Consider the following 20,803-nt stretch of genomic DNA (forward strand, 5'->3'; position numbering starts at 1 on the left):
GCAATAGTACTGTTGGTGCAATCGGCGAGAAAAAGACCGAGGGAACGGGATCGAAGCAGCGGCACGGGTCGCAAGCGTTGGTCCGACGAATGAAATTCGACGATCAACCGGAATGGGAGTCTGTCATGACCGCTACCAGCCTGCGGCGCCGCGCGCTGAAAAAATCCTCGATCGCACTCGGCCTGGCCTTGGCGCTGTCGGCGCCGGCGACGGCTGCCGACCTCGTCATCTCCAATTGGGACGGCTACATGGCGCCCGATGCCATGGCCGCCTTCAAGACCGCGACCGGCGTTTCGGGCGAAGTGGTGGTGCACGCCACCAATGAAGAAATCATGGGCAAGCTCATCGCCGCCGGCGGCAAGGGCTATGACGTGGTCTTCGTCTCCTCGCCGTTCGCCGAGGTGCTGAACAAGCTCGGCCTGACCGAGCCGATCGACCACGCCAAGATACCGAATCTCGCCAATCTCTATCCCGAGGCAACCAAGCTGCCGCACGATGCCGGCAATGCATTCTCGGTCCCCTACACCTGGGGCACCACCGGCCTCTGCTACCGCTCGGACTTGGTCAAGACAGCGCCAACCAGCTGGAGCGACCTGCTCGCCCCTTCCGACGAATTGAAGGGCAAGACCACCATGCTGGCGACCGACCGCTGGCTGCTGGCCGCCGGGCAGCTCGACAAAGGTTATTCGGTCAACGAAACTGACCCGGCCAAGATGGCCGAGGTCAAGGACCTGCTGATCTCGGCCAAGAAAACCCTGCTCGCCTATGACGACACCACCTTCTATTCCAAGCTGGTGTCGGGCGAGGCGCTGATGGTGCAGGCATGGGACGGTTGGTGCAATTACGGCATCGCCGAAAAGCCAGAGATCAAATACGTCATTCCCAAGGAAGGCTCCGACCTGTGGGTCGACACGATGGTGGTGATGAAGGCCTCCGCCAACAAGGACGCTGCCTTCCAGTTCATCAACTTCATGCTCGATGCCAAGAACCACGCCTGGGCGGCGCAGAACATCGACTACAAGGTGCCGAACAAGCCGGCCATGGAAAGCCTGCCGGCCGACTTCCTGGCAAAATTCCCCAACATGGCGATGCCGGTGGCCGACCTCGTCAAGTTCGAACAGCTGCGCGACGTCGGCGACGCCCAGCGCGACTATTCGAAGATCGTCAGCGAGATCAAGGCGGCGCAGTAGGGACTGTTCCAACAGCATCTTGGAATTAAGCTTGCGTTCCGTGTCGCCCCCCTCTGGCCTGCCGGCCATCTCCCCCTCAAGGGGGGAGATTGGCTATGGCATCGCTTTCGCCAATCTTCGATTTTTCAAGATAAGCGAAGGGTTGAAACTGGCGATCTCCCCCCTTGAGGGGGAGATGCCCGGCAGGGCAGAGGGGGGTACTTCGTGAAGCACCAACCCTCCCGTTCCTCCTTGCTGATGGCCCCGGCCCTGGCCTGGCTCGCGGCCTTGATGGTGGTGCCGTGCGCGCTGGTGTTGGCGCTCGCCTTCTTCCGGCGCGGCATCTATGGCGGCATTGAATACACCTTCACGTTGGAGAATTTCGGCCTGGTCTTCGACCCGCTCTATGCCGGCATTTTCCTCAATTCGGCACGCATCGCCGGCACCGCGACCTTGATCGCTGTGGTGATCGGCTATGCCGCCGCCTACGCCATCGCAGCCGCCCCGCGCCGGTGGCAGCCGGTGTTCCTGTTCTTCGCCGTGCTGCCGTTCTGGTCCAACTACCTGATCCGCACCTATGCCTGGATCGTGCTGCTCAACCGCGAAGGCCTGATCACCCAGCTGCTGCGCTGGTTCGGCTACACCGGCGAGCCGCCATCGATGCTCTATACGGAAGGCGCGGTTATCGCCGGTCTCGTCTACAACTACCTCCCCTTCGTCATCCTCGCCTGCTACGCGCCGCTGTCGCGTCTCAATCCGGAACTCGCCGAGGCATCGCGCGATCTCGGCGCTTCGGCAGCCACCACGTTCCGTCGTGTCATCCTGCCGCTGACCGTGCCCGGCATTGCCGCCGGCGCGGTGTTTGTCTTCGTGCTGTCGATCGGCAATTTCGTCACGCCGGCCCTGCTGGGTGGCGGCCGCTTCCAGATGATCGGCAACCTCGTCTACGACCAGTTCCTGACCGCCAATGATTGGCCGTTCGGAGCAGCCCTTGCCATGGCGCTGATCGCCATCATGCTTCTAGTGCTGATGGCGCAGGCGCTCGCCGCCAATCGCGCCTCGGGTCACACCGCGCAAGCCGGCGGAGAAACCGATGGCTAAGCGCTCTCCCGCCACGCGGCGCACGCTCTGGCTGGTGCTCAGCCTGGTCTTCGCCTTCCTCTACATCCCGATCGCCGTGCTGGTGGCGCTCTCCTTCAACGAAGGCGGGCTGCCCACGGCGTGGTCGGGATTCTCACTGAAATGGTACGCCTCGCTGGCCTCGAACAGCGCCATTCTCTCCGCCGCGCTCAACACGCTGATCATAGCGCTGGTCTCGACCGCAATCGCCACGCTGCTCGGCACGCTGCTAGCGATCGGCGTCGAGATGCGCCGGCAATACGGCAAGGGCCTCGAAGCGCTGATCTTCGCGCCAATGATCATTCCCGACATCGTGCTGGCGATCGCGCTGCTCTCGTTCTTCTCCATGCTCAACCTGACCATGGGCCTGCACACCATCATCCTCGCCCATGTCGTCTTCAACCTCGCCTTCGTCTGCTCGGTGGTGCGCGCCCGGCTGAAGAGTTTCGACTGGTCGATCGTCGAGGCGTCGGCCGATCTTGGCGCCTCCGCGCTCACCACCTTCAGGCGGGTGACATTGCCGGTCATCGCGCCAGCGGTCATCGCCGGTGCGCTGCTCGCCTTCACGCTCTCCGTCGACGAGTTCATCATTGCCTTCTTCACCGCCGGCGCCGGTCGCGCCTCTACCACGCTGCCGATGCAGATCTATGCCATGATCCGCTTCGGCATCACGCCGGAGATCAATGCGTTGGCGACCATCGTCATGGCGGTCTCGATCACCGCGCTGACCCTGTCGCAGCGGCTCAACCGTGGGATCATCGGCCAATGAGCGAACATCGTACGCTGCTGGCCATCGACAAGGTGTCGAAGAATTTCGGCCGGGTGACGGCTGTCGACGGCATCTCGCTCGATATCAGAGAGAACGAGTTCTTCGCGCTGCTCGGGCCGTCCGGCTGCGGCAAGACCACGCTGCTGCGCATACTGGCCGGCTTCGAGACGCCGAATGACGGGCGCATCCTGCTCGACGGGCGCGACATCGCCAGGATCCCGCCCAACAAGCGGCCGGTCAATTTGATGTTCCAGTCCTACGCGCTGTTTCCGCATATGAGCGTCCGGGCCAATGTCTCCTATGGCCTCGAGATGGAGCGTTTGCCGGCAGCCGAAATCCGCTCCCGCGTCGACGCCATCCTGGCAACCACCGAACTCGTCCCCTTCGCCGACCGCAAACCGGAGCAATTGTCCGGCGGCCAAAAGCAGCGCGTGGCGCTCGCCCGCGCGCTGGTCAAGCGGCCACGGCTGCTGCTGCTCGACGAGCCGCTCGGCGCCCTCGACAAGAAGCTGCGCGGCGCCATGCAACTGGAACTGAAGCGCCTGCAGCACGAGGTCGGCATCACCTTCGTCATCGTCACCCATGACCAGGAGGAATCGCTCGTCATGGCCGACCGCATGGCGGTACTCAGGGATGGCAGGCTGCTGCAATGCGACACGCCGCACGTGATCTATGAGCATCCGGCCGACCGTTTCGTCGCCGACTTCATCGGCGTGATGAATTTCGTGCCGGGCAAGGCCGCCGCCGATGGCGTTGTGGCCGCGAATGGCGTTCGAATACTAGGCAAGGTTCCAGCAACGCTCTCGCCCGGCGCATCCGCTGTCGCGTCGGTGCGGCCAGAGCGCATCCGGCTGTTTCCAGAGGCTCAGACCGCCAACCGCACCACCGGCACGGTCGAAGCGCTGGCCTATCAAGGCCTCGACCTGCAGCTGCATGTCCGCACGCCCCTGTCGCCAAAGCCGTTCCTGGTGCGCGTCACCGCTGATGCCGCCGACCGCCGGCCGGTCGCGTCGGGCGACCAGGTCGAACTCGGCTGGGATGCCGCCGATGTCAGAATTTTCGCAGAATAGAGGAGAAGCTTGATGGCGCAGAAGACGATCGCGTTTTTTCCCGAAGCGGCCTACGGCCCGGCGCTCAACTCCGTCGGCATCGCCCAGGCGGTCGAGGCGCGCGGCCACAAGGCGGTGTTCCTGTCCGACCCCGGCTTCGTCGATGTCTACAAGGGCTACGGCTTCGAAGCGCGTCCGGTGAACCTGTCCGAACCGATGCCGCCCGAGCAGATGGCCAAGTTCTGGGAAGACTTCATTAACGGCCACATCCCGAACTTCCGCAAATCGCCCTACGACCAGGTCGACAATTATGTGAAGGATTGCTGGACGGCGATCGTCGACAGCGCCAAATGGGCGCAGAAGGATCTGCCGCGCGTTCTGGCCAGCATCAAGCCGGATGTCATCTGCGTCGACAACGTTATCCTGTTCCCGGCGATCAAGCAGTACGGCAAGCCATGGGTGCGCGTCATCTCCTGCTCGGAAAACGAGATCGAGGATGAGGACATCCCGCCGCACCTCTCCGGCTGCGGCGAAAACGACCATGCGGGCCACCAGCGCTATCGCGACCACTTCAACGCGGTGATCAAGCCGATCCATGACGACTTCAACGCCTTCCTCACCGCAAACGATGAGGCGCCCTATCCGATCGGCCAGTTCTTCGAAGCCTCGCCCTATCTCAACCTGCTGCTCTACCCCGAAGCGGCAAAGTTCAAGCGCCGCCATCCGCTCGATCCGGCGAAATTCCAGTATCTTGAAGGCTGCGTGCGGCAGGAAAAGCCCTACACCGTGCCGACCTTTGCCAGGAACAATGACGGGCCGCTGCTCTATGTCTCCTTCGGCAGCCTCGGCGCCGGCGATGTCGACCTGTTGAAGCGCATCATCGCGACGCTGGGCAAGACCCGCTACCGCGCGCTGGTCAATGTCGGCGGCTACAAGGACCAGTACACGGACGTGCCTGGCAATGTCATCGTCGAGAGCTGGTTTCCGCAGCCTTCGGTCATCCCGCAGGTCGATGCTGTCATCCACCATGGCGGCAACAACTCGTTCACCGAGTGCCTCTATTTCGGTAAGCCGGCCATTATCATGCCCTATGTCTGGGACGGCCACGACAACGCCACCCGCGTCGAGGAAACCGGCCACGGCTTCGGCATGCCGCGCTACGACTGGACCGATGCCGAGCTGATCGCCAAGATCGAAACCTGCCTGACTGATCCGAAGATGAAGGCCAAGCTGGCGGAAACCTCGGCACAGATGCGGGGGCAGAACGGGCCGGAGAAAGCGGCTGGGTTGTTGGAGGGGTTGCTGTGAGTGCGACGCTTGAAATGGCGAGCCTAGGCACCCCCCTCTGTCCTGCTGGACATCTCCCCCGCAAGGGGGGAGATTGGCAGCTTCGTCGCCGGTTCTCACTCTGCAATCTTGGTGATTGGCGAAAGTCGAGACGACATCTGATCTCCCCCCTTGCGGGGGAGATGGCCGGCAGGCCAGAGGGGGGTGCCCTGGCGCAGCATATCAATAGTAACCATCGCGCAGGAGCACTGTTGTGACCTCCTCCGCTCCACACCTCTACCAGGCCTCGACACGCACCGACCTCGTCGACTGGGGTGCCCAACCCGACGCATTGGCAGGCGCTTCGCATTCCACCGGCAAACTCGTGCACAAGGGGCCGAACAACCAGCCGGAATCCGGCATTTGGGTGTGCACATCAGGCCGCTGGCGCCTCAGCATTCCGCGCGACGAATTGTGCCATTTCGTCGCCGGCCGCGCGACGTACCGGTCGGATGTCGGCGAGGTGATAGAAGTCTCCGCAGGGACCGTTGTCATGTTCCCCGCCGGCTGGACAGGCGAATGCATCGTGCATGAGACCATGCGCAACGTCTATATGCTGGCCTGATCCACGGAGTTTGATGACATGCCGACACCGCACTGGCCGAAGGCCTCGAGCGTGGAACTGGAGGATTGGGGCGCGGGCGCCAACATGCTCGCCGGTTCGCCGCGCGCCTCGGGCAGGATCCTGTCCCAGAACCCGAACGGATCGAGCGAATGTGGCCTGTGGTCGTGTACGCCGGGCACGCGCAAGGTCACCTTTGCCGCCGACGAGTTCTGCCATTTCCTCTCAGGCCGTGGCAGCTATATCCATGACGACGGCGAAGAGATCCCGGTCGAGGCCGGCACGCTGGTGTTCTTTCCCGCCGGCTGGACCGGCATCTCCATCATCACGCAAACGCTGACCAAGGCCTTCATGTGCCGGTGAGCCCCCATTTCAAGGAAATCGATATGACCACACCCATCATGAAATCCCCGCTCACTATTACCGACCTCGTCGACTGGGGTGTCATCCCGACCATGATCGAGGGCCAGTCCCACACATCGGGCAAGCTGCTGTACAAGGGGCCGGAAGGCCGCTCCGAATGCGGCCTTTGGGTCTGCACCCCAGGCAAATGGCACTGCCACGTCACCCGCGACGAGTTCTGCCACTTCCTCGAAGGACGCTGCACCTACGTGCATGAATCCGGCGAAGTGATCGAGATCGAACCGGACACGGCAGCCTTCTTTCCGCAGGACTGGAAAGGCGTCTGCACCGTCCATGAGACCATCAAGAAGGTCTACATGATCCGCTGAGCGGATCCGAGAGGATGTCCATGGATTTCTCCCCTGACCGGCCGGCTTTCTTCGTCAATCCGGACTACCGGCCGATGGCCGGCACGAACAAACCGGTGATCGATCCGGCGACGCTGGAAACCGTCGGCGCCATCGCTGCAGCCAGCGATGGCGAGATCGATGCCGTGCTCACCGCCGCGACCAAGGCGCAGGCCGCCTGGAAAAAGCTCGACGCCAAGAGCCGCGCCAAGCACCTGCATGCCGTCGCCAACGCCATCGAAGCGGCCGACTTCACCCGTTGTGCCGAGCTGATGGTGCGCGAGATGGGCAAGCCCTACCCCGAAGCGATCGGCGAGATCGCCAACTGCGCGCCGATCTTCCGCTACTATGCCGAGATGGCGCGCGACGATGCCGGCAAGATCGCCGGCACGACACAGGCCGGTTCATTCCAATATGCGCGCTACGAGCCTTATGGCGTCTCCGTCCACATCATGCCCTACAACTTCCCGATCCTGCTGATGTGCTGGACGGTCGCCGCATCACTTGCCGCTGGCAATGCCTGCATCATCAAGCCGGCCGAGGCGACGACGCTGTCGACATCGGACTACATGACCGTGTTCCGCTCGCTGCCGGAAGGCCTGGTCTCCTGCCTGCCCGGTGGCGCGGCGACGGCACAGGCACTGATCGCCTCCGACCGCACCCACGCCGTCGCCTTCACCGGCTCGGTCGCCGCGGGCAAGGCGGTGGCGGTGGCCTGCGCCGAACGCATGAAACCGTGCGTCATCGAGGCCGGCGGCAGCGATCCGCTGATCGTCAGCCAATACGCGCCGCTCGATGTTGCGGCCGCCGGCAGTGTCACCGCGGCCTTCCACCTTACTGGCCAGGTCTGCACCTCGGCCGAGCGCTTCTTCGTCGTCGAGGCCGTGCATGACCGCTTCGTCGAGCTGTTCGCCGAAAGGACACGGGCGCTGCGCATCGGCAACGGCATGGACAAGACCGAGATCGGGCCGCTGGTCAGCGAAGCCGCGCGCGCCAAGGTCATGCGTCTTGTTGATGATGCCATCGCCCACGGCGCCAAGGCAGTGACTGGCGGACGCATCCCGCCTGCGCACAATGTCGGCTGGTTCTACGAGCCGACGATCCTGACGGGCGTCACCCCGGACATGGCTATCGTGCGCGAGGAGTGCTTTGGACCCGTCGCCGCCATCTGCCGGGTCAGGGATTTCGACGAGGCGATCCGGCTTGCCAATGACAGCCCGTTCGGGCTCGGCGCCTCTGTCTTCACCACCGATCTGGCTGAAGCGCATGAGGCGGCCGAACGGCTGGAGGCCGGCATGGTCTGGGTCAACAATCCGCTGATCGACAACGACGCCTTGCCCTTCGGTGGCTGGAAGGCCTCCGGCCTCGGCCGCGAACTCGGCCGCCAGGGGCTCGATGCCTTCCGCCGCTCGAAGATGGTCATCATCGACCACCGTCCGACAATCCAGGAATGGTGGTATCCCTACCCCGACAGCTGGTTCCGCGAAACCGGTGGCCGTAAGCATGTATGAGTGTTCCGAACCTCGCTATCTCTGGATAGCCAGCCCGATCATGGTCAGAAAAGGCAGTGCCGCCGGGCGAGGCCCGACGGCACTTTGACTGAGTACTGCCGTTTCGATTGGCTTACGGCGTCGTTTCCGCTTCAATCGCGGCCGCCGTCTGGTCGATCTTGCCGGCAAGGACGCCCTGGGCCCAGGCCGTGACCTCGGCGTCGACGGGTTTGTTGGCCATGTCCGTCAGCGCCGCGTCGAGCGATGCATCATCGGTGCCGACTTCCGCTGCGGCTGCCGCCTCATTGGCAGCGGCGACCTCGGCCTCCTGGGCAGCGACATCGGCCTCCAGATCCGCTATCTTCCCAGGCAAGGCCGCCTGATCTTCGGGCGTCATGGCCGCAATCTGATCGGGCGTCAGCGACGTCAGCGCGGTCAACTGCGAATTCAGCGCATCCAGCTTATCCTCGGCTGCCTCAGCGGCGGCTTGGGCGACCTTGGCTTTGGCGGACTGCGTCACGAATGCCTGAATGGCAGCGAACTTCTTGCTCTTCGAGTTCATGTAGGCGTTGATGTTGCGCTGCAGCGAGTTCAGCCGGCCGAGCTTGGCGTGGATGTTCTTCTCCTTGGGCACGGACGAGACCTTTGTGGTCGTGTCGACCGTGTCGTCCGCTTTGGCCTTTGCCACCTGCCCTCGAGCCGACGAAGACTTGCCGTGCGAAGCGCCGCTCTTGCCATTGCTATTGCCGCCGTTACCGCCGGCATTGCCACCGCCGTTACCGTTGCCTCCGGCATTGCCACCGCCACCGCCATTGCCGTGCCCATTGCCGCCGGCTCCGGCGAGCGCCGGAGACGCCAGAAGCGCCAATGCGGCAAGCGCCGCGAACAGAGTTTTTCGGTTTGTCATGATAACCTCCTCGGGGAATCGCCACCCATCGCCCAACCGCTAGGCGACGTCGTATGAGGAATTGCTAATTGTACAGAGTAAACTTTAGACAAATGCGGTCTCAATACGCGAGCTGGCGACCAGCCGGCACCATAACCATTTGATATAGAATACAAATCAAGCTTCTCAGATCGCCATGGCACTGAAGTCCCACGTCGGCCAGACTATAGTCCTGCCGCCGGGCAGCGGCACGGGTGAAAGTCGTGGCGTGGTATATCGGAAAGGCTTTGAAACAGGGGAGTTGATAACGAAAGCACAAGTCTCAACCGATACTTTCGCCCCCATCGATCACCAGCGCCTGGCCGGTCATGAAGGATGAGCGGTCGGAGACGAGGAACAGGATCGCTTCGGCGATCTCATCGGCGCTGGCCCAGCGCCCCATCGGGATCTTGGTGCGGACATAGTTTTCGATCGCCGCGCGTCCGCCCATCTGGGCGATGAACGGCTCGTTGAACGGCGTGTCGACCCAGCCTGGGCAGAGCGCGTTGACGCGGACATTGTGCCTGGCATAGTCGAGCGACATCTGCCTGGTCATTGCCACCACCGCATGTTTCGATGTGGCGTAGGCGATCATCTCGCGGTCGTAGAACACGCCCGAATTGGAAGCCGTGTTGAGGATGACGCCGCCGCCCCGCGCGATCATCGACGGCATGACCAGCCTGGCCGCCAGGAACTGCGCCCGCACATTGACCCGCCACGAGGCATCCATGCCGCCGACGTCCACTTCGGTCAGCGTGCCACCGACCTGGATGCCGGCGTGATTGTGCAGGATGTCGATGCGCCCGTGCCTGTCGAGCGTGCCGGCGATGAGCTGTTCGACCGCCCCATCATCCGCGACATCGGTCGCGATCGCCTCGGCCCGCCCGCCCACCGCCCTTATATCCGTGGCTGTCGTTTCGCCAGCCGCATGATCCCTGTCGGCGATGACGACCATCGCGCCTTCCCTGGCCATGATCATCGCGCCGGCGCGCCCGATGCCGGAGCCCGCGCCTGTCACCACGGCGATGCGGTCTTTGAGGATCATGATGCAACTTTCAGTTTGACGGTTTGCGCTGGCGCAGCTGCCATTGGGCAAGCACCACAAGCAGGACGGAGGCGACGAGCACGATGGTCGCGATGGCGTTGATTTCCGGCGTCACGCCGCGCCGGATCGACGCAAAGACATAGATCGGCAGCGTCGTCTGCGCGCCGGCGACGAAGAAGGCGATGATGAAATCGTCGAAGGAAAAGGTGAAGGCGAGCAGGAAGCCGGCAACGACGGCCGGCATGATCTGCGGCAGCACGATCGAGCGGAACGTCGTCAACGGCGTGGCGTAGAGATCGCTCGAGGCCTCGACCAGATTGCGGTCGAGGCTGCCGAGACGCGTGCCGACGATCATCGTCACCAGCGCCATCGCGAACAGCCCGTGCGCCGCGATGATCGAACCGTAGCCGAGCGCCAGGCGCGGCGGTTGGTCGTCCGGCCAGATCGAGGCGAGGAACGGATTGACGACCGTGAACAGCTGGACGAGCGCGACCAGCGTCGAGATACCGATGACGACGCCCGGAACCACGATCGCGGCACCCAGAAGTGCATCGAAAACCGCGCGGGTTCGCACATTGACACGCGCCAGGCCGAGTGCCGCCGCAGTGCCGCATAGCGCCGCCAGCAAGGCACTGGTGGTGGCGATGAACAGGCTGTTCTTCAGCGCTTCGACCAGGAACGGGTTCGCCAACGCCTTGCCGTACCATTGCACCGAAAAACCGGTGAACTCGCTGGCATGGTGACCCGCATTGAAGGAGAACAGCACGACGAGCGCGATCGGCAGATAGAGGAAGGCGAAGACGGCAATGACGAAGGCGCGCATCAGATCAGATCCACCCGGCGCGCGCCGGAAACCCGGGTCGAGATGCGGTTGGCGGCAATCAGCACCACCACCGAGACCAGCACCAGCGTGATCGCGATGGCCGATCCGAACGGCCAGTTGCGCGACTGCAGGAACAGGTCGACCAGCGCGTTGCCGATGAAGAACACCTTGCCGCCGCCAAGCAGCGTCGGGATCAGATATTCGCCGAGCAGCAGGATCATCACCAGCGAGAAACCGGTCATCACGCCCGGCAGCGACAGTTTCAGCGTCACGCCGAGAAAGGTCGAGAGCGGGGTCGCACCCAGATCGGCGGACGCTTCCAGGAGCCTGCGGTCGAGCCGCTCGAGGCTGACATAGATCGGCAGAATCATCAGCGGCAGATAGCCATAGACGATGCCGAGCAGGACAGCGCCCGGCGTGTTGATCAGCCTGACATCCTCGATGCCGACAAAGGCGAGCAGCGCCGGAATGCCGCGCCCGCCCAGAATGTACATCCAGGCATAGGTCCGCATCAGAAGGCTGGTCCAGAACGGAATGACGACCAGCGCGAGAAGGATCAGCCGCCAGCGCTGCGGCGCGCGCAAGGCGAGGTAATAGGCGACGGGATAGGCGACGAGCAGACAGGCGAGCGCCCCCACCGGCGCCAGCATCATCGTGTTCCAGAAGGCCGTCGCGCGCGCCGGAAGATTGGCGTATTGCGCCAGCGTAAAAGCGGCCTGGTAGCCGCCCTCCGGTGCCCGTTCGCCGACGCTGAACACGGCGATGGCGATGAACGGCAGCACCAGGAAAACCACCAGCCACGCGGTCGCCGGACCGAGCAGCATGGCGGTCAGAAGATTCTTGCGAAGACGGCTGCCGTGCATGGAAGGATTGCCCCGGTGCCGGCGGGTATGAACCCGCCGGTCAAATTATCTGAGTCGAATTTGAGACCCGCCTGGCTCAGGCCGACTTGAAGCGCGCCATCAATTCGGCGCGGCCCGGATCGGTCAGCGTTGCCGCCGCGCCGAATTCCAGCGGCGTCAACAGGTCGGCCGCCGGATAGAGGATCGGATTGTCCAGCACCTCCTTCGGCAGCAGCTTGTTGACCCGCGCATCGGTCGAGGGCGCGCCATTGGCCAAATGCTCCTTCACCGCCACCTGCGGATTCATCAGATAGTTGAGCAGGGCGTAGCCGGCCGGCTTGTTCGGCGCGTCCTTGGGAATGGCGTAGAAGTCGGTCCAGATCTCGCCGCCTTCCTTGCCCAGCACATAAGCGATCTCGGGAATGTCGCGATGCAGCTGCGCGCCATCGTTCGTCCAGCACATGGTCATCCACGCGTCACCCGCGCGCATTCCCGGCTGGTAGTCGGACGAGACGGCGAACAGATGCGGCTTGACCTTGAGCAGCAGTTCCTCCGCCTTGGCGAGTTCGTCCTGCTTGAGCGAGTTGAACGAATAGCCGTAATATTTAAGCGCATTGCCGATCGTGGTCAGCTGGTAGTCATGCACCATGGTGCGGCTGTCGCCCTCCGCCATGGCCGTGTCCCAGAACTCCTTCCAGCTGGTCATCGGCTTGGTCAGCTTCTTGGTGTTGACGGCAAATCCGGTGGTGCCCCAGTTCTTCGGCACGGCGTAGGTCACCGCGTCGATCGTGCCTTCCGAGGTGAAGCGCGGGTCTTCCTGCGAGCCGTCGAAATTCGGCAGCTTCGCCATCTCCAGCGGCTCGATGATGCCGAGCTTCTTGTAGGTGGAAATCGTGTAGTTGGTCGGCACGAAAAGGCTCCAGCCCGAGGCGCCGGCCTGCAGCTTGGCCAGCATCTCCTCGTTGGAGCCGAACACATTGACCTCGACGGCAACGCCGGTGTCCTTCTTGAAATTCTCGAACGTCGCCGGGTCATGATAATTCGGCCAGGTGGCGATCGACATGCGGTCGCCAAGGCTTTCTGCGGCATAGGCCGGCGTCGGCATGATGCCGATCTCGCGCGCCATCACCGCTGTCGCAATGCCGAGGCCGGTGAGGCCAAGGAAATCGCGGCGGCCGATCGAGCCGCGTTTCAAACGCATCAGCTGATCGACAAAATTCTCGGGGCTTATCGGCAGTCCATCACGATATGATTTCGACATTTCTGGTTACCCTCTGGTTGGTCCCGTTGTTCTTGGTCTCCGCAAACGCCAACGGCGTTCCGGAGGCAAAGCCGATGGCGACGGGTTCACCCGGCTTGAAGAGATTGCCGTGGCCGATGACGTGATCGGCCTTGGCGAGCAGTGTTCCGATGCCCTGGACCTCGATCGCGTATTCCGCTGTCGAGCCGAGGAAGATGCGGTTGCGGACGATGCCCTTGAACGGGCCGCTTTCGGCAGCGCCGAGACTGAGCGATTCAGGACGCAGGCTGACCGAAACGGCCTCGCCTTGCAGCAAGGCCGTCCGCTTGCGCGCCGCAATCACGGAGCCGTCGGCAAGGGCCACCTCGACCAGCTCGCCCGAATGCCCGGCGACGGTGCCGCTCAAGAGATTGGTCTTGCCGACGAAGTCGGCGACGAACAGATCGGCCGGCTCGTCATAGATTTCGCTCGGCTGCCCGAGCTGGACGATACGGCCGCCATTCATGACGCAGACGAAATCGCTCATCGACAGCGCTTCCTCCTGGTCGTGGGTGACCAGCACGAAGGTGATGCCGATCTCGCGCTGCAGGTTCTGCAGCTCGATCTGCATGTCGGTGCGCAGCTTCTTGTCGAGCGCCGCCAGCGGCTCGTCGAGCAAAAGCACGGCCGGCTTGTTGACCAGCGCGCGGGCCAGCGCGACACGCTGCTGCTGGCCGCCGGACAGTTCGTGGATCTTGCGGCCGCCATAACCGGCGAGCCGCACCATTTCGAGCGCCTCGCCCGCCCTTTGGCCGATCTCGCGCGACGACAGCCGTGGCCGCGCCTGGCGCAGCCCGTAGGCGACGTTGTCCTCGACATCGAGATGCGGAAACAGCGCGTATTGCTGGAACACCATGTTGACCGGTCGGCGGTAGGGCGGCGTGCCGGCCATGTCCTGGCCGCGAATGAACACCTGGCCTTCGCTCGGCTGCTCGAAGCCGCCAATCATGCGCAGGCAGGTCGTCTTGCCGCAGCCGGAGGGTCCAAGCAGGGCGACAAAAGCCGAGGGCGGGACGGCGAGATCGATGCCGCTGACCGCGGTCACCGCGCCATAGCGCTTGGTGACGCCGCGAAATTCGATGTCTGGCACTGCGGTCAAAGGCTGCGGACTCCCCAGGACGATTTCAGAACGCTACCAGAGCCAAAGGCGGCTAGTATATACCTCGCGGGTGGTATATCTGATGTATTTTCTCGTTTAAGGGGGTATGGATTGTCCCGCAGCGACGAATACAGCCAGCTCGCCACGCTCGCCGCGGCGACGCGGGAGACCAGCGGCGACCTCTTCGGCCAGGCGATGGTCGATTGGCTGCGGCAGCATGTCGGCTTCGACCACTGCGTGATCTTCGGCTATCACGGCGCCTCACGGCCGCCACTGCTGTTCGAGACGTTTTCGCCCGCCGAGAGCCACGTCTTCGTCGCGCTGTACCAGGAAGGGCCGTATCTGCTCGACCCGTTCCATCACGCTGCTGTCGAGCGCAAGGAAGGGTTTTGGCGCATGCGCGAACTCGCGCCGGACCGCTTTTACGCCAGCGAATATTTTCGCTCCTACTACAGCCAGACCAGACTGGCCGAGGAGGTCGGCTTCTTCGTGCCGCTGCCGGGCAAGGATGCGCTGGTGCTCTCGCTGATGCGGCTGCGCGCTTCGGGCCCGTTCGGCACCGCCGATGCGAGGCTGTTGCGCGACATGGCGCCGGCGGTGATCAGCTTCGCCAGATTGCGTTGGCCCGCCCTGTCGGCCGACGAGCCGGCGGAAGTGAAGCAGGACGAGACGATCGCTTCAGTCAACGAGTTCGACCGCGCTCATATCTGGAAAAGCCTGTCGCTGACGCCGCGCGAAAAGCATGTCGTCGACCTGGTGCTGCAGGGGCATTCCACGGAATCGATCGCCAGGGCCATGCGCATCGTGCCGGGAACCGTGAAGGTCCATCGCCGCAACATCTACCGCAAGCTCAAGATCAAGTCGCAGGCGGGTCTGTTCGCCCGCTTCGTCGAGATCATCGATGCGCGGATCCGCCAGGGGTAGTTCCAGGCACACCACCGCTTGCTCGTGACGCCTGATCAGGCTGTCGCGCCGGCTTCCCAGGAACCGGTCTCGGCCATCCGCCTGAGCAACGGTGCCACCTGGAAGACTTGCTTGCCCGTCCGCTGATGCCAGTGTTCGAGCCGCTCGATGATCCTGGCCGCGCCATGAAGTCCGGCCCAGAACATCGGGCCGCCCTTGCCCACGGGGAAGCCGTAGCCGTTGACCCAGACGACATCGATGTCGGACGCTCGGGCCGCTATGCCTTCTTCCAGGATCTTCGCGCCCTCGTTGATCAGGGGATAGAGCGTGCGCTCGATGATTTCCTCGGCGCTGATCGCCCTCGGCACGATACCCTTCTCGGTTGCCTTCTCGTGGATGAGCGCCTCGACTTGCGGATCTGGAACCGGTGTGCGCGAGCCGTTCTCGTAGCGATAGAAGCCACGGCCGGTCTTCTGGCCGAAACACCCCTGTTCGCACAGCGTATCGGCGATGACGGCCGTCTGGCCGCGTGCCTTGCGGTTGCGCCAGCCGATGTCGAGGCCGGCGAGATCGCCCATCTGGAACGGCCCCATCGGCCAGCCGAAATCGGTGAATGCCCGGTCGATCTGGCGCGGCGTCGCACCTTCCAGCAGAAGCGCCTCGGATTCAGCACCCCGCGCCGCCAGCATGCGGTTGCCGACGAAGCCGTGGCAGACGCCGACGACGACAGCCACTTTGCCTATCCGTCGCGCCAGGTCTACGACGGTCGCCAGCGCATCGGGTGCGGTCTTGTCGGCCCGCACGATCTCCAGCAGCTTCATCACATTGGCCGGCGAGAAGAAATGCAGGCCAAGCACATCTTGCGGCCGCGAGGTCGAGGCGGCGATTTCGTCGATGTCGAGGTAGGAGGTGTTGGTGGCGAGGATGGCGCCGGGCTTGGCCACCGCGTCGAGCTTGCCGAATATTTCTTTCTTGACCGCCATGTCCTCGAACGCCGCTTCGACGATCAGGTCGCAATCGGCGAGATCGGCAAAGTCGGTGGAGCCCTTGAACTGGGCGAGCCGCTGCCGCTTGGCTTCTTCGGTCAAGGAGCCGCGCGAGACCGAGACGGCATAGTTCTTGTCGATGATGCCGAGTCCACGTTGCAACGCTTCGTCGCTGGTTTCCAGCAAGGTGACCGAAAAACCGCCATTGGCGAAGGCCATGGCGATGCCGCCACCCATCGTGCCGGCGCCGATGACGCCGACGCGGGCGATCCTGCGCTTGACGACGTCCTTGCCGGGAATCTTAGCCGACTCACGTTCGGCGAAGAACAGATGGCGCTGCGCGCGCGACTGGTCGCTGGCGACAAGTTTGACGAACAGCGCCCGCTCCGCCGCCAGCGCTTCGTCGAAGTGCAGCGTGATGGCGTTACGCACCGACTGCGCACAAGCGATCGGCGCTTCGAGGCCGCGCGCCTTCCTGGCAAGCTCCGCCGCCTCGGCGTCGAAGGCCGCCAGGTCGGTTTCAACAAGCCGGTCATCGCGATCGCGCACCGGCGTGTAGGGGCCACCCTTGCGGGCGATCTCCCGAGCGAAATTCACGGCATGCGCGGTCAGGTCGCCTTTGAACACGGCATCGACCAGACCGGCGGCATGCGCCTCGTCAGCACCGATCGGCACACCGGAAACGATCATCCGGAGCGCCTTCACCGCGCCGACCAGGCGTGGCAGCCGCACCGTGCCGCCGCCGCCCGGCAACAGGCCAAGCTTAACCTCGGGAAGGCCGAGCCTGGCGCCGGCATCAGCGACGCGGAAATGACAGCCGAGCGCCAGTTCCAGGCCGCCACCGAGTGCGGTGCCGTGAATGGCGGCGACCGTCGGCTTGGCGATCGCTTCCAGCGTCGCCACGATGGCGCGCAATTCCGGCTGTTGCATCGGCTTGCCGAACTCGGTGATGTCGGCCCCGGCGACAAAAGTCCTGCCGGCGCAGGCGACGACAATGGCGGCGACCGAAGCATCATCGCGCAAGGAGACCAACGCCTGCATCAGCGGCTCGCGGACATGAAAACTCAGCGCGTTGACCGGCGGATTGTCGATGGTGACGATGGCAACGTCGCCGTCATGAGTCACATTCACGAAATTGGACAAACAAACTCTCCCGGTGACCGGCCACGACCGCGCCGACCGGATTTACAGCGCCAGGATGAGATTGGGAACTGCCTTGCGATGCCAGGCGGAGCCATTCTTCCTCAGCGCACCGCCTTCTGCCCGCCCGCCGCCGTGATCACACCGACAATAATCAGCCCCGTCAGCAGCAGCCGCACCCCGGCGCTGACGCCGAACGTGTTGAGCATGGTCAGCAAAAGCACCAGGAACAGGGCCGCGCCCCAGACACCGGGCACATTGGCCTTGCCGCCGGCCACCGAGGTGCCGCCGATGACGACGACGGCGATCGAGGCCAGCAGATATTCATTGCCGATGTCGACATTGGCGCCGCGGAAATAGCCGGCGAGCAGCGCGCCGTCGATGCCGCCGAGCGCGCCCGACAGCGTGTAGGTGAGGAAGCGGATGCGGCCGACATTGACGCCGGCCAGCCACGCGGCGCGGATGTTCTGGCCGATGGCCAGCACCGAGCGGCCATAGATCATGCGCTGCAGCGCGACGGCAGCACCGATGGTGAACAGCACGGTGAGGATCGCCAGCACCGGAATGCCGAGTATCTGCCAGTTGGCGAAATCGGCGAAGCCCGGCGGCGGCTTGATCTGCAGCCCGCGGCCATAGCTGATGTCGATCGACTGGATGATGAAGCTGGCCGACAAAGTGGCGATAATCGGCGGAATGCGCAGCGCCCAGATCAGCAAATAGTTGACGGCGCCGACCGCCGCCCCGCAGGCAAGCGCCGCCAGCAGCCCGACCGCGATCATGGAATCATTGCCGTCCATCACCTTCATCGCGACGGCGCTGGCCAGGCCGATATTGGCCGGCAGCGACAGGTCGACATTGCCGGGCCCGAGCGTGATGACGAACATCTGGCCGACGCCGACAATGACCGTGAACACCGCCAGCGACAGGGCCGCGGTCACCATGCCGCCGGCGCCATAACCACCGGTGAAGGCGATCGTCGCCAGCCACACCAGAAGCGCGCCGAGAAACGACCAGATCCAGGGTTTGGTGAGCAGCGATTTCACCGATGTCATCGATCACCTCTCCCTGCGGCTGATCAGCACCCGCGCCGCCAGCACGATGATCAGGATGGCGCCGTTGGCGGCCACCTGCCAGTCGGGTGGAATGTGCATGAAGGTGAGCAGCGGCGAAGCCGCCAGCGCCAGCGTCAGTGCGCCGATCACCGCGCCGATCGGCGACACCCGGCCGCCGACGAACTCGCCGCCGCCGAGGATGACGCCGGCTATCGCCAGCAGCGTATAGCCATTGCCGATATTGGCATCGGCCGAGGTGGTGATGCCGATCAGCGCCATGCCGGACAGCACGCCGAACAGGCCGGCGAGCGCAAACAGCACGATCTTGGTCTTGAGCAGCGACCAGCCGGCGCGGCCGAGTGCCGCCGGATTGCCGCCCGAGCCGCGCAGGATCACGCCGTAGGAAGTGCGCATCAGGCCGAAATGAACGATGAGGCCGATGAGCAGCGCCGCGATGATCGGGAAGGGAATGAAAGGCGGCTTGAACGCCATCAGCCCAAGCAGCCAGTCCGGCGCCTTGCCGCCGGGTTTGGGCAAAACGAGAATCGCGAGCCCCTGCCAGACGAAGCTCATGCCGAGCGTCACCACGATGGAAGGCAAATTGCGCAGATGGATCAGCGCGCCGAGCAGCGCATAGACGCCGATCGATCCGAGCAGGATCAGGGCACCGATAAGCGGCGCATCCTTCAGCCAGGTCGCGGTGACGCAGCCGACGAAGCCGACGAAGGTGCCGATCGACAGGTCGAGCTCGTTGCCTGATATGACGAACATCTGCGCGATGGTCGCCAGTGCGATCGGGATCGCCAGGTTGAGCATCAGGCTGAAGCCGAAATAGCTGATGGCGCGCGGGTTGAGCCAGGCGATGGCGAGCAGCACCAGCGCCAGCGACAGCGCCGGCAGCAGCCCGCGCAGCAGGCGGGCGCGGGCCAGCGCGCCACGCTCGGCGGAAGTCCTGGCAGCGGTGTCGAGGCTGGCGGCCGTCATCTCAGGCCGCATCGCCGAAGGAGGACTGGATGATCTTCTCTTCGGTCAACTCGTCGCGGCGCAGATTGGCGACGATGCGGCCGTTCTTGAAGACATAGATGTGGTCGCAATTGTCGAGCTCTTCGGTTTCCGTGGTGTACCAGAGGAAGGTGCGGCCGCTTCTGGCCTCCTCGCGCACGAGGTCATAGACCTCCAGCTTGGTGCCGATATCGACGCCGCGCATCGGATCGTCCATCAGCACGATCTGCGCGTCCGAGCCGAGGGCGCGGGCAAACAGCGCCTTCTGCTGGTTGCCGCCCGACAGCGAAAAGATGTTGTTGTTCATATCAGGCGTGCGGATGCCTATCTTCTTTTGCCAAAATGCAGCAAGCTCGGCCTCGCGCTGCGGCGAGATCAACAGCCCGTTGCGCAAACGCGCCAGCGAACGGATACCGATGTTCTCAGTGATCGACCATTGCGGAAAAATGCCGTCCGACTGACGGTCGCCGGCGACCAGCGCCACAGGTGCTGTCACCTCGATACCGGTCCGGGCGCGCGATGCAGCAGCGAAGATCGCCAACAGCAGGTCGGTCTGGCCATGTCCCGCCAGCCCGGCAAGGCCGATGATCTCGCCGGCGCATGCGACAAGGTCGGTGCCGTCCTTCTGCGCGGCGGGCCGCGCCCGAACCCGCAGCGGGCTGGCGCCGGGCTTGGCGGCAGCGATTTCAGCGGCGATCTTCTGGCGCGCTTCCGCACCGCCCATCGCCGTCATCAGCCGGTCGCGGTCGAAGGCACTGGCGGCGTCAGCGACAACCACCTTGCCGTCGCGCATCACCACGATCCGGTCGGCGTTCCGCAGCACCTCGCCCAGCACATGCGAGATCAGGATGCAGCTTTTGCCGCCGGCGACGAAGCGGCGCACGAAGGCCAGCAACTGGCCGGCCGTGTGCGCGTCGAGCGACGATGTCGGCTCGTCGAGTATGACGAGGTCGAGCCGGTCCTGCGTCACCGTAAAGGCGCGCGCCACTTCCACCATCTGGCGCCGGCCGATCGACAGGTCGCCGACAATGTCCGACGCCGAGATACTGTGACCTGGAAAGATTTCGTCGAGCTTGGCGGCGATCAGATCGGCCGCCTTGCGCCGCCAGCCGAGTCCGCGCAGCGAAGCGTGGTTGATGCGTGTGTTCTCGGCGACACTGAGATTGGGGCACAGCGACAGTTCCTGGAACACGCAGCGTATGCCGAGCTGCTGCGCCCGCGACACCGAGTAGTTCGCCTCGATGCCGCCATGCACGCCGATCTGCCCGCTGTCGGGCATCAACGTGCCCGCCACCATATGCATCAGCGTCGATTTGCCGGCGCCATTGTGGCCGACAAGACCGACGCACTCGCCGGACCCGACGTGAAAATCCACGCCGCCCAGTGCGCGAACGGCGCCGAAATGCTTTTCGGCGCCGTTCAGTCTGATGATGTCAGCGTTCCCTTCAGGCATGCTCAACGATATCCGCTCGGC

General features: G+C 64.0%; 20 protein-coding genes. 10 read left to right on the forward strand and 10 right to left on the reverse strand.

Annotated features, from left to right (window positions below; translation table 11 throughout):
- Nucleotides 1-125: 125 nt before the first annotated feature.
- The 9 genes from ACFOJ9_RS31985 (at nucleotide 126) to ACFOJ9_RS32025 (ending at nucleotide 8,254) form a co-directional block, all read left to right on the forward strand.
- On the forward strand, nucleotides 126-1,190 hold the full coding sequence (locus ACFOJ9_RS31985; protein WP_378985099.1) for a polyamine ABC transporter substrate-binding protein: 1,065 nt from the start codon (nucleotides 126-128) through the stop codon (nucleotides 1,188-1,190).
- A gap of 237 nt (nucleotides 1,191-1,427) precedes the next feature.
- Entirely contained in the window at nucleotides 1,428-2,270 is an 843-nt protein-coding gene (locus ACFOJ9_RS31990; RefSeq protein ID WP_378988183.1) for an ABC transporter permease, read from the forward strand.
- The gene (locus tag ACFOJ9_RS31995) at nucleotides 2,263-3,057 is read left to right on the forward strand and encodes an ABC transporter permease (RefSeq protein WP_378985101.1); all 795 of its coding nucleotides are present in this window, start codon (nucleotides 2,263-2,265) and stop codon (nucleotides 3,055-3,057) included. Before ACFOJ9_RS31990 ends, ACFOJ9_RS31995 begins: the two co-directional genes overlap by 8 nt.
- Nucleotides 3,054-4,127: an ABC transporter ATP-binding protein gene (locus ACFOJ9_RS32000; RefSeq protein ID WP_378985103.1), complete on the forward strand. Its 1,074-nt coding sequence runs from the start codon at nucleotides 3,054-3,056 to the stop codon at nucleotides 4,125-4,127. The genes ACFOJ9_RS31995 and ACFOJ9_RS32000 overlap by 4 nt, the downstream gene beginning before the upstream one ends.
- A 12-nt stretch (nucleotides 4,128-4,139) precedes the next feature.
- A complete protein-coding gene (locus ACFOJ9_RS32005; protein WP_378985105.1) occupies nucleotides 4,140-5,414 on the forward strand; it encodes a glycosyltransferase in 1,275 nt (424 codons plus the stop codon).
- A 232-nt stretch (nucleotides 5,415-5,646) separates the two neighbouring features.
- Nucleotides 5,647-5,997 carry a cupin domain-containing protein gene (locus tag ACFOJ9_RS32010; RefSeq protein WP_378985107.1) on the forward strand — a complete coding sequence of 117 codons (351 nt, stop codon included), beginning with the start codon at nucleotides 5,647-5,649 and terminating at the stop codon, nucleotides 5,995-5,997.
- Between the two features lie 18 nt (nucleotides 5,998-6,015).
- Complete coding sequence (locus ACFOJ9_RS32015; RefSeq protein ID WP_378985109.1) at nucleotides 6,016-6,357, forward strand: cupin domain-containing protein; 342 nt, start codon at nucleotides 6,016-6,018, stop codon at nucleotides 6,355-6,357.
- Between the two features lie 23 nt (nucleotides 6,358-6,380).
- Nucleotides 6,381-6,725, forward strand: a complete 345-nt coding sequence (locus tag ACFOJ9_RS32020; protein ID WP_013528939.1) for a cupin domain-containing protein — start codon at nucleotides 6,381-6,383, stop codon at nucleotides 6,723-6,725.
- 20 nt (nucleotides 6,726-6,745) lie between these two features.
- Nucleotides 6,746-8,254: an aldehyde dehydrogenase family protein gene (locus tag ACFOJ9_RS32025; RefSeq protein ID WP_378985112.1), complete on the forward strand. Its 1,509-nt coding sequence runs from the start codon at nucleotides 6,746-6,748 to the stop codon at nucleotides 8,252-8,254.
- 112 nt (nucleotides 8,255-8,366) lie between these two features.
- Here ACFOJ9_RS32025 and ACFOJ9_RS32030 read toward each other — a convergent pair whose 3' ends face one another.
- The 6 genes from ACFOJ9_RS32030 to ACFOJ9_RS32055 form a co-directional block, all read right to left on the reverse strand.
- The gene (locus ACFOJ9_RS32030; protein WP_378985114.1) at nucleotides 8,367-9,140 is read right to left on the reverse strand and encodes a hypothetical protein; all 774 of its coding nucleotides are present in this window, start codon (nucleotides 9,138-9,140) and stop codon (nucleotides 8,367-8,369) included.
- A gap of 301 nt (nucleotides 9,141-9,441) precedes the next feature.
- On the reverse strand, nucleotides 9,442-10,203 hold the full coding sequence (locus ACFOJ9_RS32035; RefSeq protein WP_378985116.1) for an SDR family NAD(P)-dependent oxidoreductase: 762 nt from the start codon (nucleotides 10,201-10,203) through the stop codon (nucleotides 9,442-9,444).
- A gap of 10 nt (nucleotides 10,204-10,213) precedes the next feature.
- Entirely contained in the window at nucleotides 10,214-11,026 is an 813-nt protein-coding gene (locus tag ACFOJ9_RS32040; protein WP_378985118.1) for an ABC transporter permease, read from the reverse strand.
- Nucleotides 11,026-11,889 carry an ABC transporter permease gene (locus tag ACFOJ9_RS32045; protein WP_378985120.1) on the reverse strand — a complete coding sequence of 288 codons (864 nt, stop codon included), beginning with the start codon at nucleotides 11,887-11,889 and terminating at the stop codon, nucleotides 11,026-11,028. The genes ACFOJ9_RS32040 and ACFOJ9_RS32045 overlap by 1 nt, the downstream gene beginning before the upstream one ends.
- A 76-nt stretch (nucleotides 11,890-11,965) precedes the next feature.
- Nucleotides 11,966-13,129 carry an ABC transporter substrate-binding protein gene (locus ACFOJ9_RS32050; protein WP_378985122.1) on the reverse strand — a complete coding sequence of 388 codons (1,164 nt, stop codon included), beginning with the start codon at nucleotides 13,127-13,129 and terminating at the stop codon, nucleotides 11,966-11,968.
- Nucleotides 13,110-14,246, reverse strand: coding sequence for an ABC transporter ATP-binding protein (locus ACFOJ9_RS32055; protein WP_378985124.1), 1,137 nt, complete (start codon nucleotides 14,244-14,246; stop codon nucleotides 13,110-13,112). Before ACFOJ9_RS32055 ends, ACFOJ9_RS32050 begins: the two co-directional genes overlap by 20 nt.
- Nucleotides 14,247-14,357: 111 nt before the next feature.
- Between ACFOJ9_RS32055 and ACFOJ9_RS32060 the strand changes: the two genes are divergently transcribed.
- Complete coding sequence (locus ACFOJ9_RS32060) at nucleotides 14,358-15,170, forward strand: helix-turn-helix transcriptional regulator (RefSeq protein ID WP_378985126.1); 813 nt, start codon at nucleotides 14,358-14,360, stop codon at nucleotides 15,168-15,170.
- A gap of 35 nt (nucleotides 15,171-15,205) precedes the next feature.
- On the opposite strand, the gene ACFOJ9_RS32065 is transcribed toward ACFOJ9_RS32060, so the two are convergent.
- The 4 genes from ACFOJ9_RS32065 to ACFOJ9_RS32080 form a co-directional block, all read right to left on the reverse strand.
- Nucleotides 15,206-17,278 carry a 3-hydroxyacyl-CoA dehydrogenase NAD-binding domain-containing protein gene (locus ACFOJ9_RS32065; RefSeq protein WP_378985128.1) on the reverse strand — a complete coding sequence of 691 codons (2,073 nt, stop codon included), beginning with the start codon at nucleotides 17,276-17,278 and terminating at the stop codon, nucleotides 15,206-15,208.
- Between the two features lie 101 nt (nucleotides 17,279-17,379).
- The gene (locus ACFOJ9_RS32070; RefSeq protein WP_378985130.1) at nucleotides 17,380-18,327 is read right to left on the reverse strand and encodes an ABC transporter permease; all 948 of its coding nucleotides are present in this window, start codon (nucleotides 18,325-18,327) and stop codon (nucleotides 17,380-17,382) included.
- Between the two features lie 3 nt (nucleotides 18,328-18,330).
- Nucleotides 18,331-19,311 (reverse strand): ABC transporter permease, encoded by a 981-nt coding sequence (locus ACFOJ9_RS32075; RefSeq protein ID WP_378985133.1) that lies wholly within the window; start codon nucleotides 19,309-19,311, stop codon nucleotides 18,331-18,333.
- A gap of 1 nt (nucleotide 19,312) precedes the next feature.
- On the reverse strand, nucleotides 19,313-20,782 hold the full coding sequence (locus ACFOJ9_RS32080) for a sugar ABC transporter ATP-binding protein (RefSeq protein WP_378985135.1): 1,470 nt from the start codon (nucleotides 20,780-20,782) through the stop codon (nucleotides 19,313-19,315).
- Between the last annotated feature and the right edge of the window lie 21 nt (nucleotides 20,783-20,803).

The organism is Mesorhizobium cantuariense, assembly GCF_042647205.1.
Taxonomy (GTDB): domain Bacteria; phylum Pseudomonadota; class Alphaproteobacteria; order Rhizobiales; family Rhizobiaceae; genus Mesorhizobium; species Mesorhizobium cantuariense.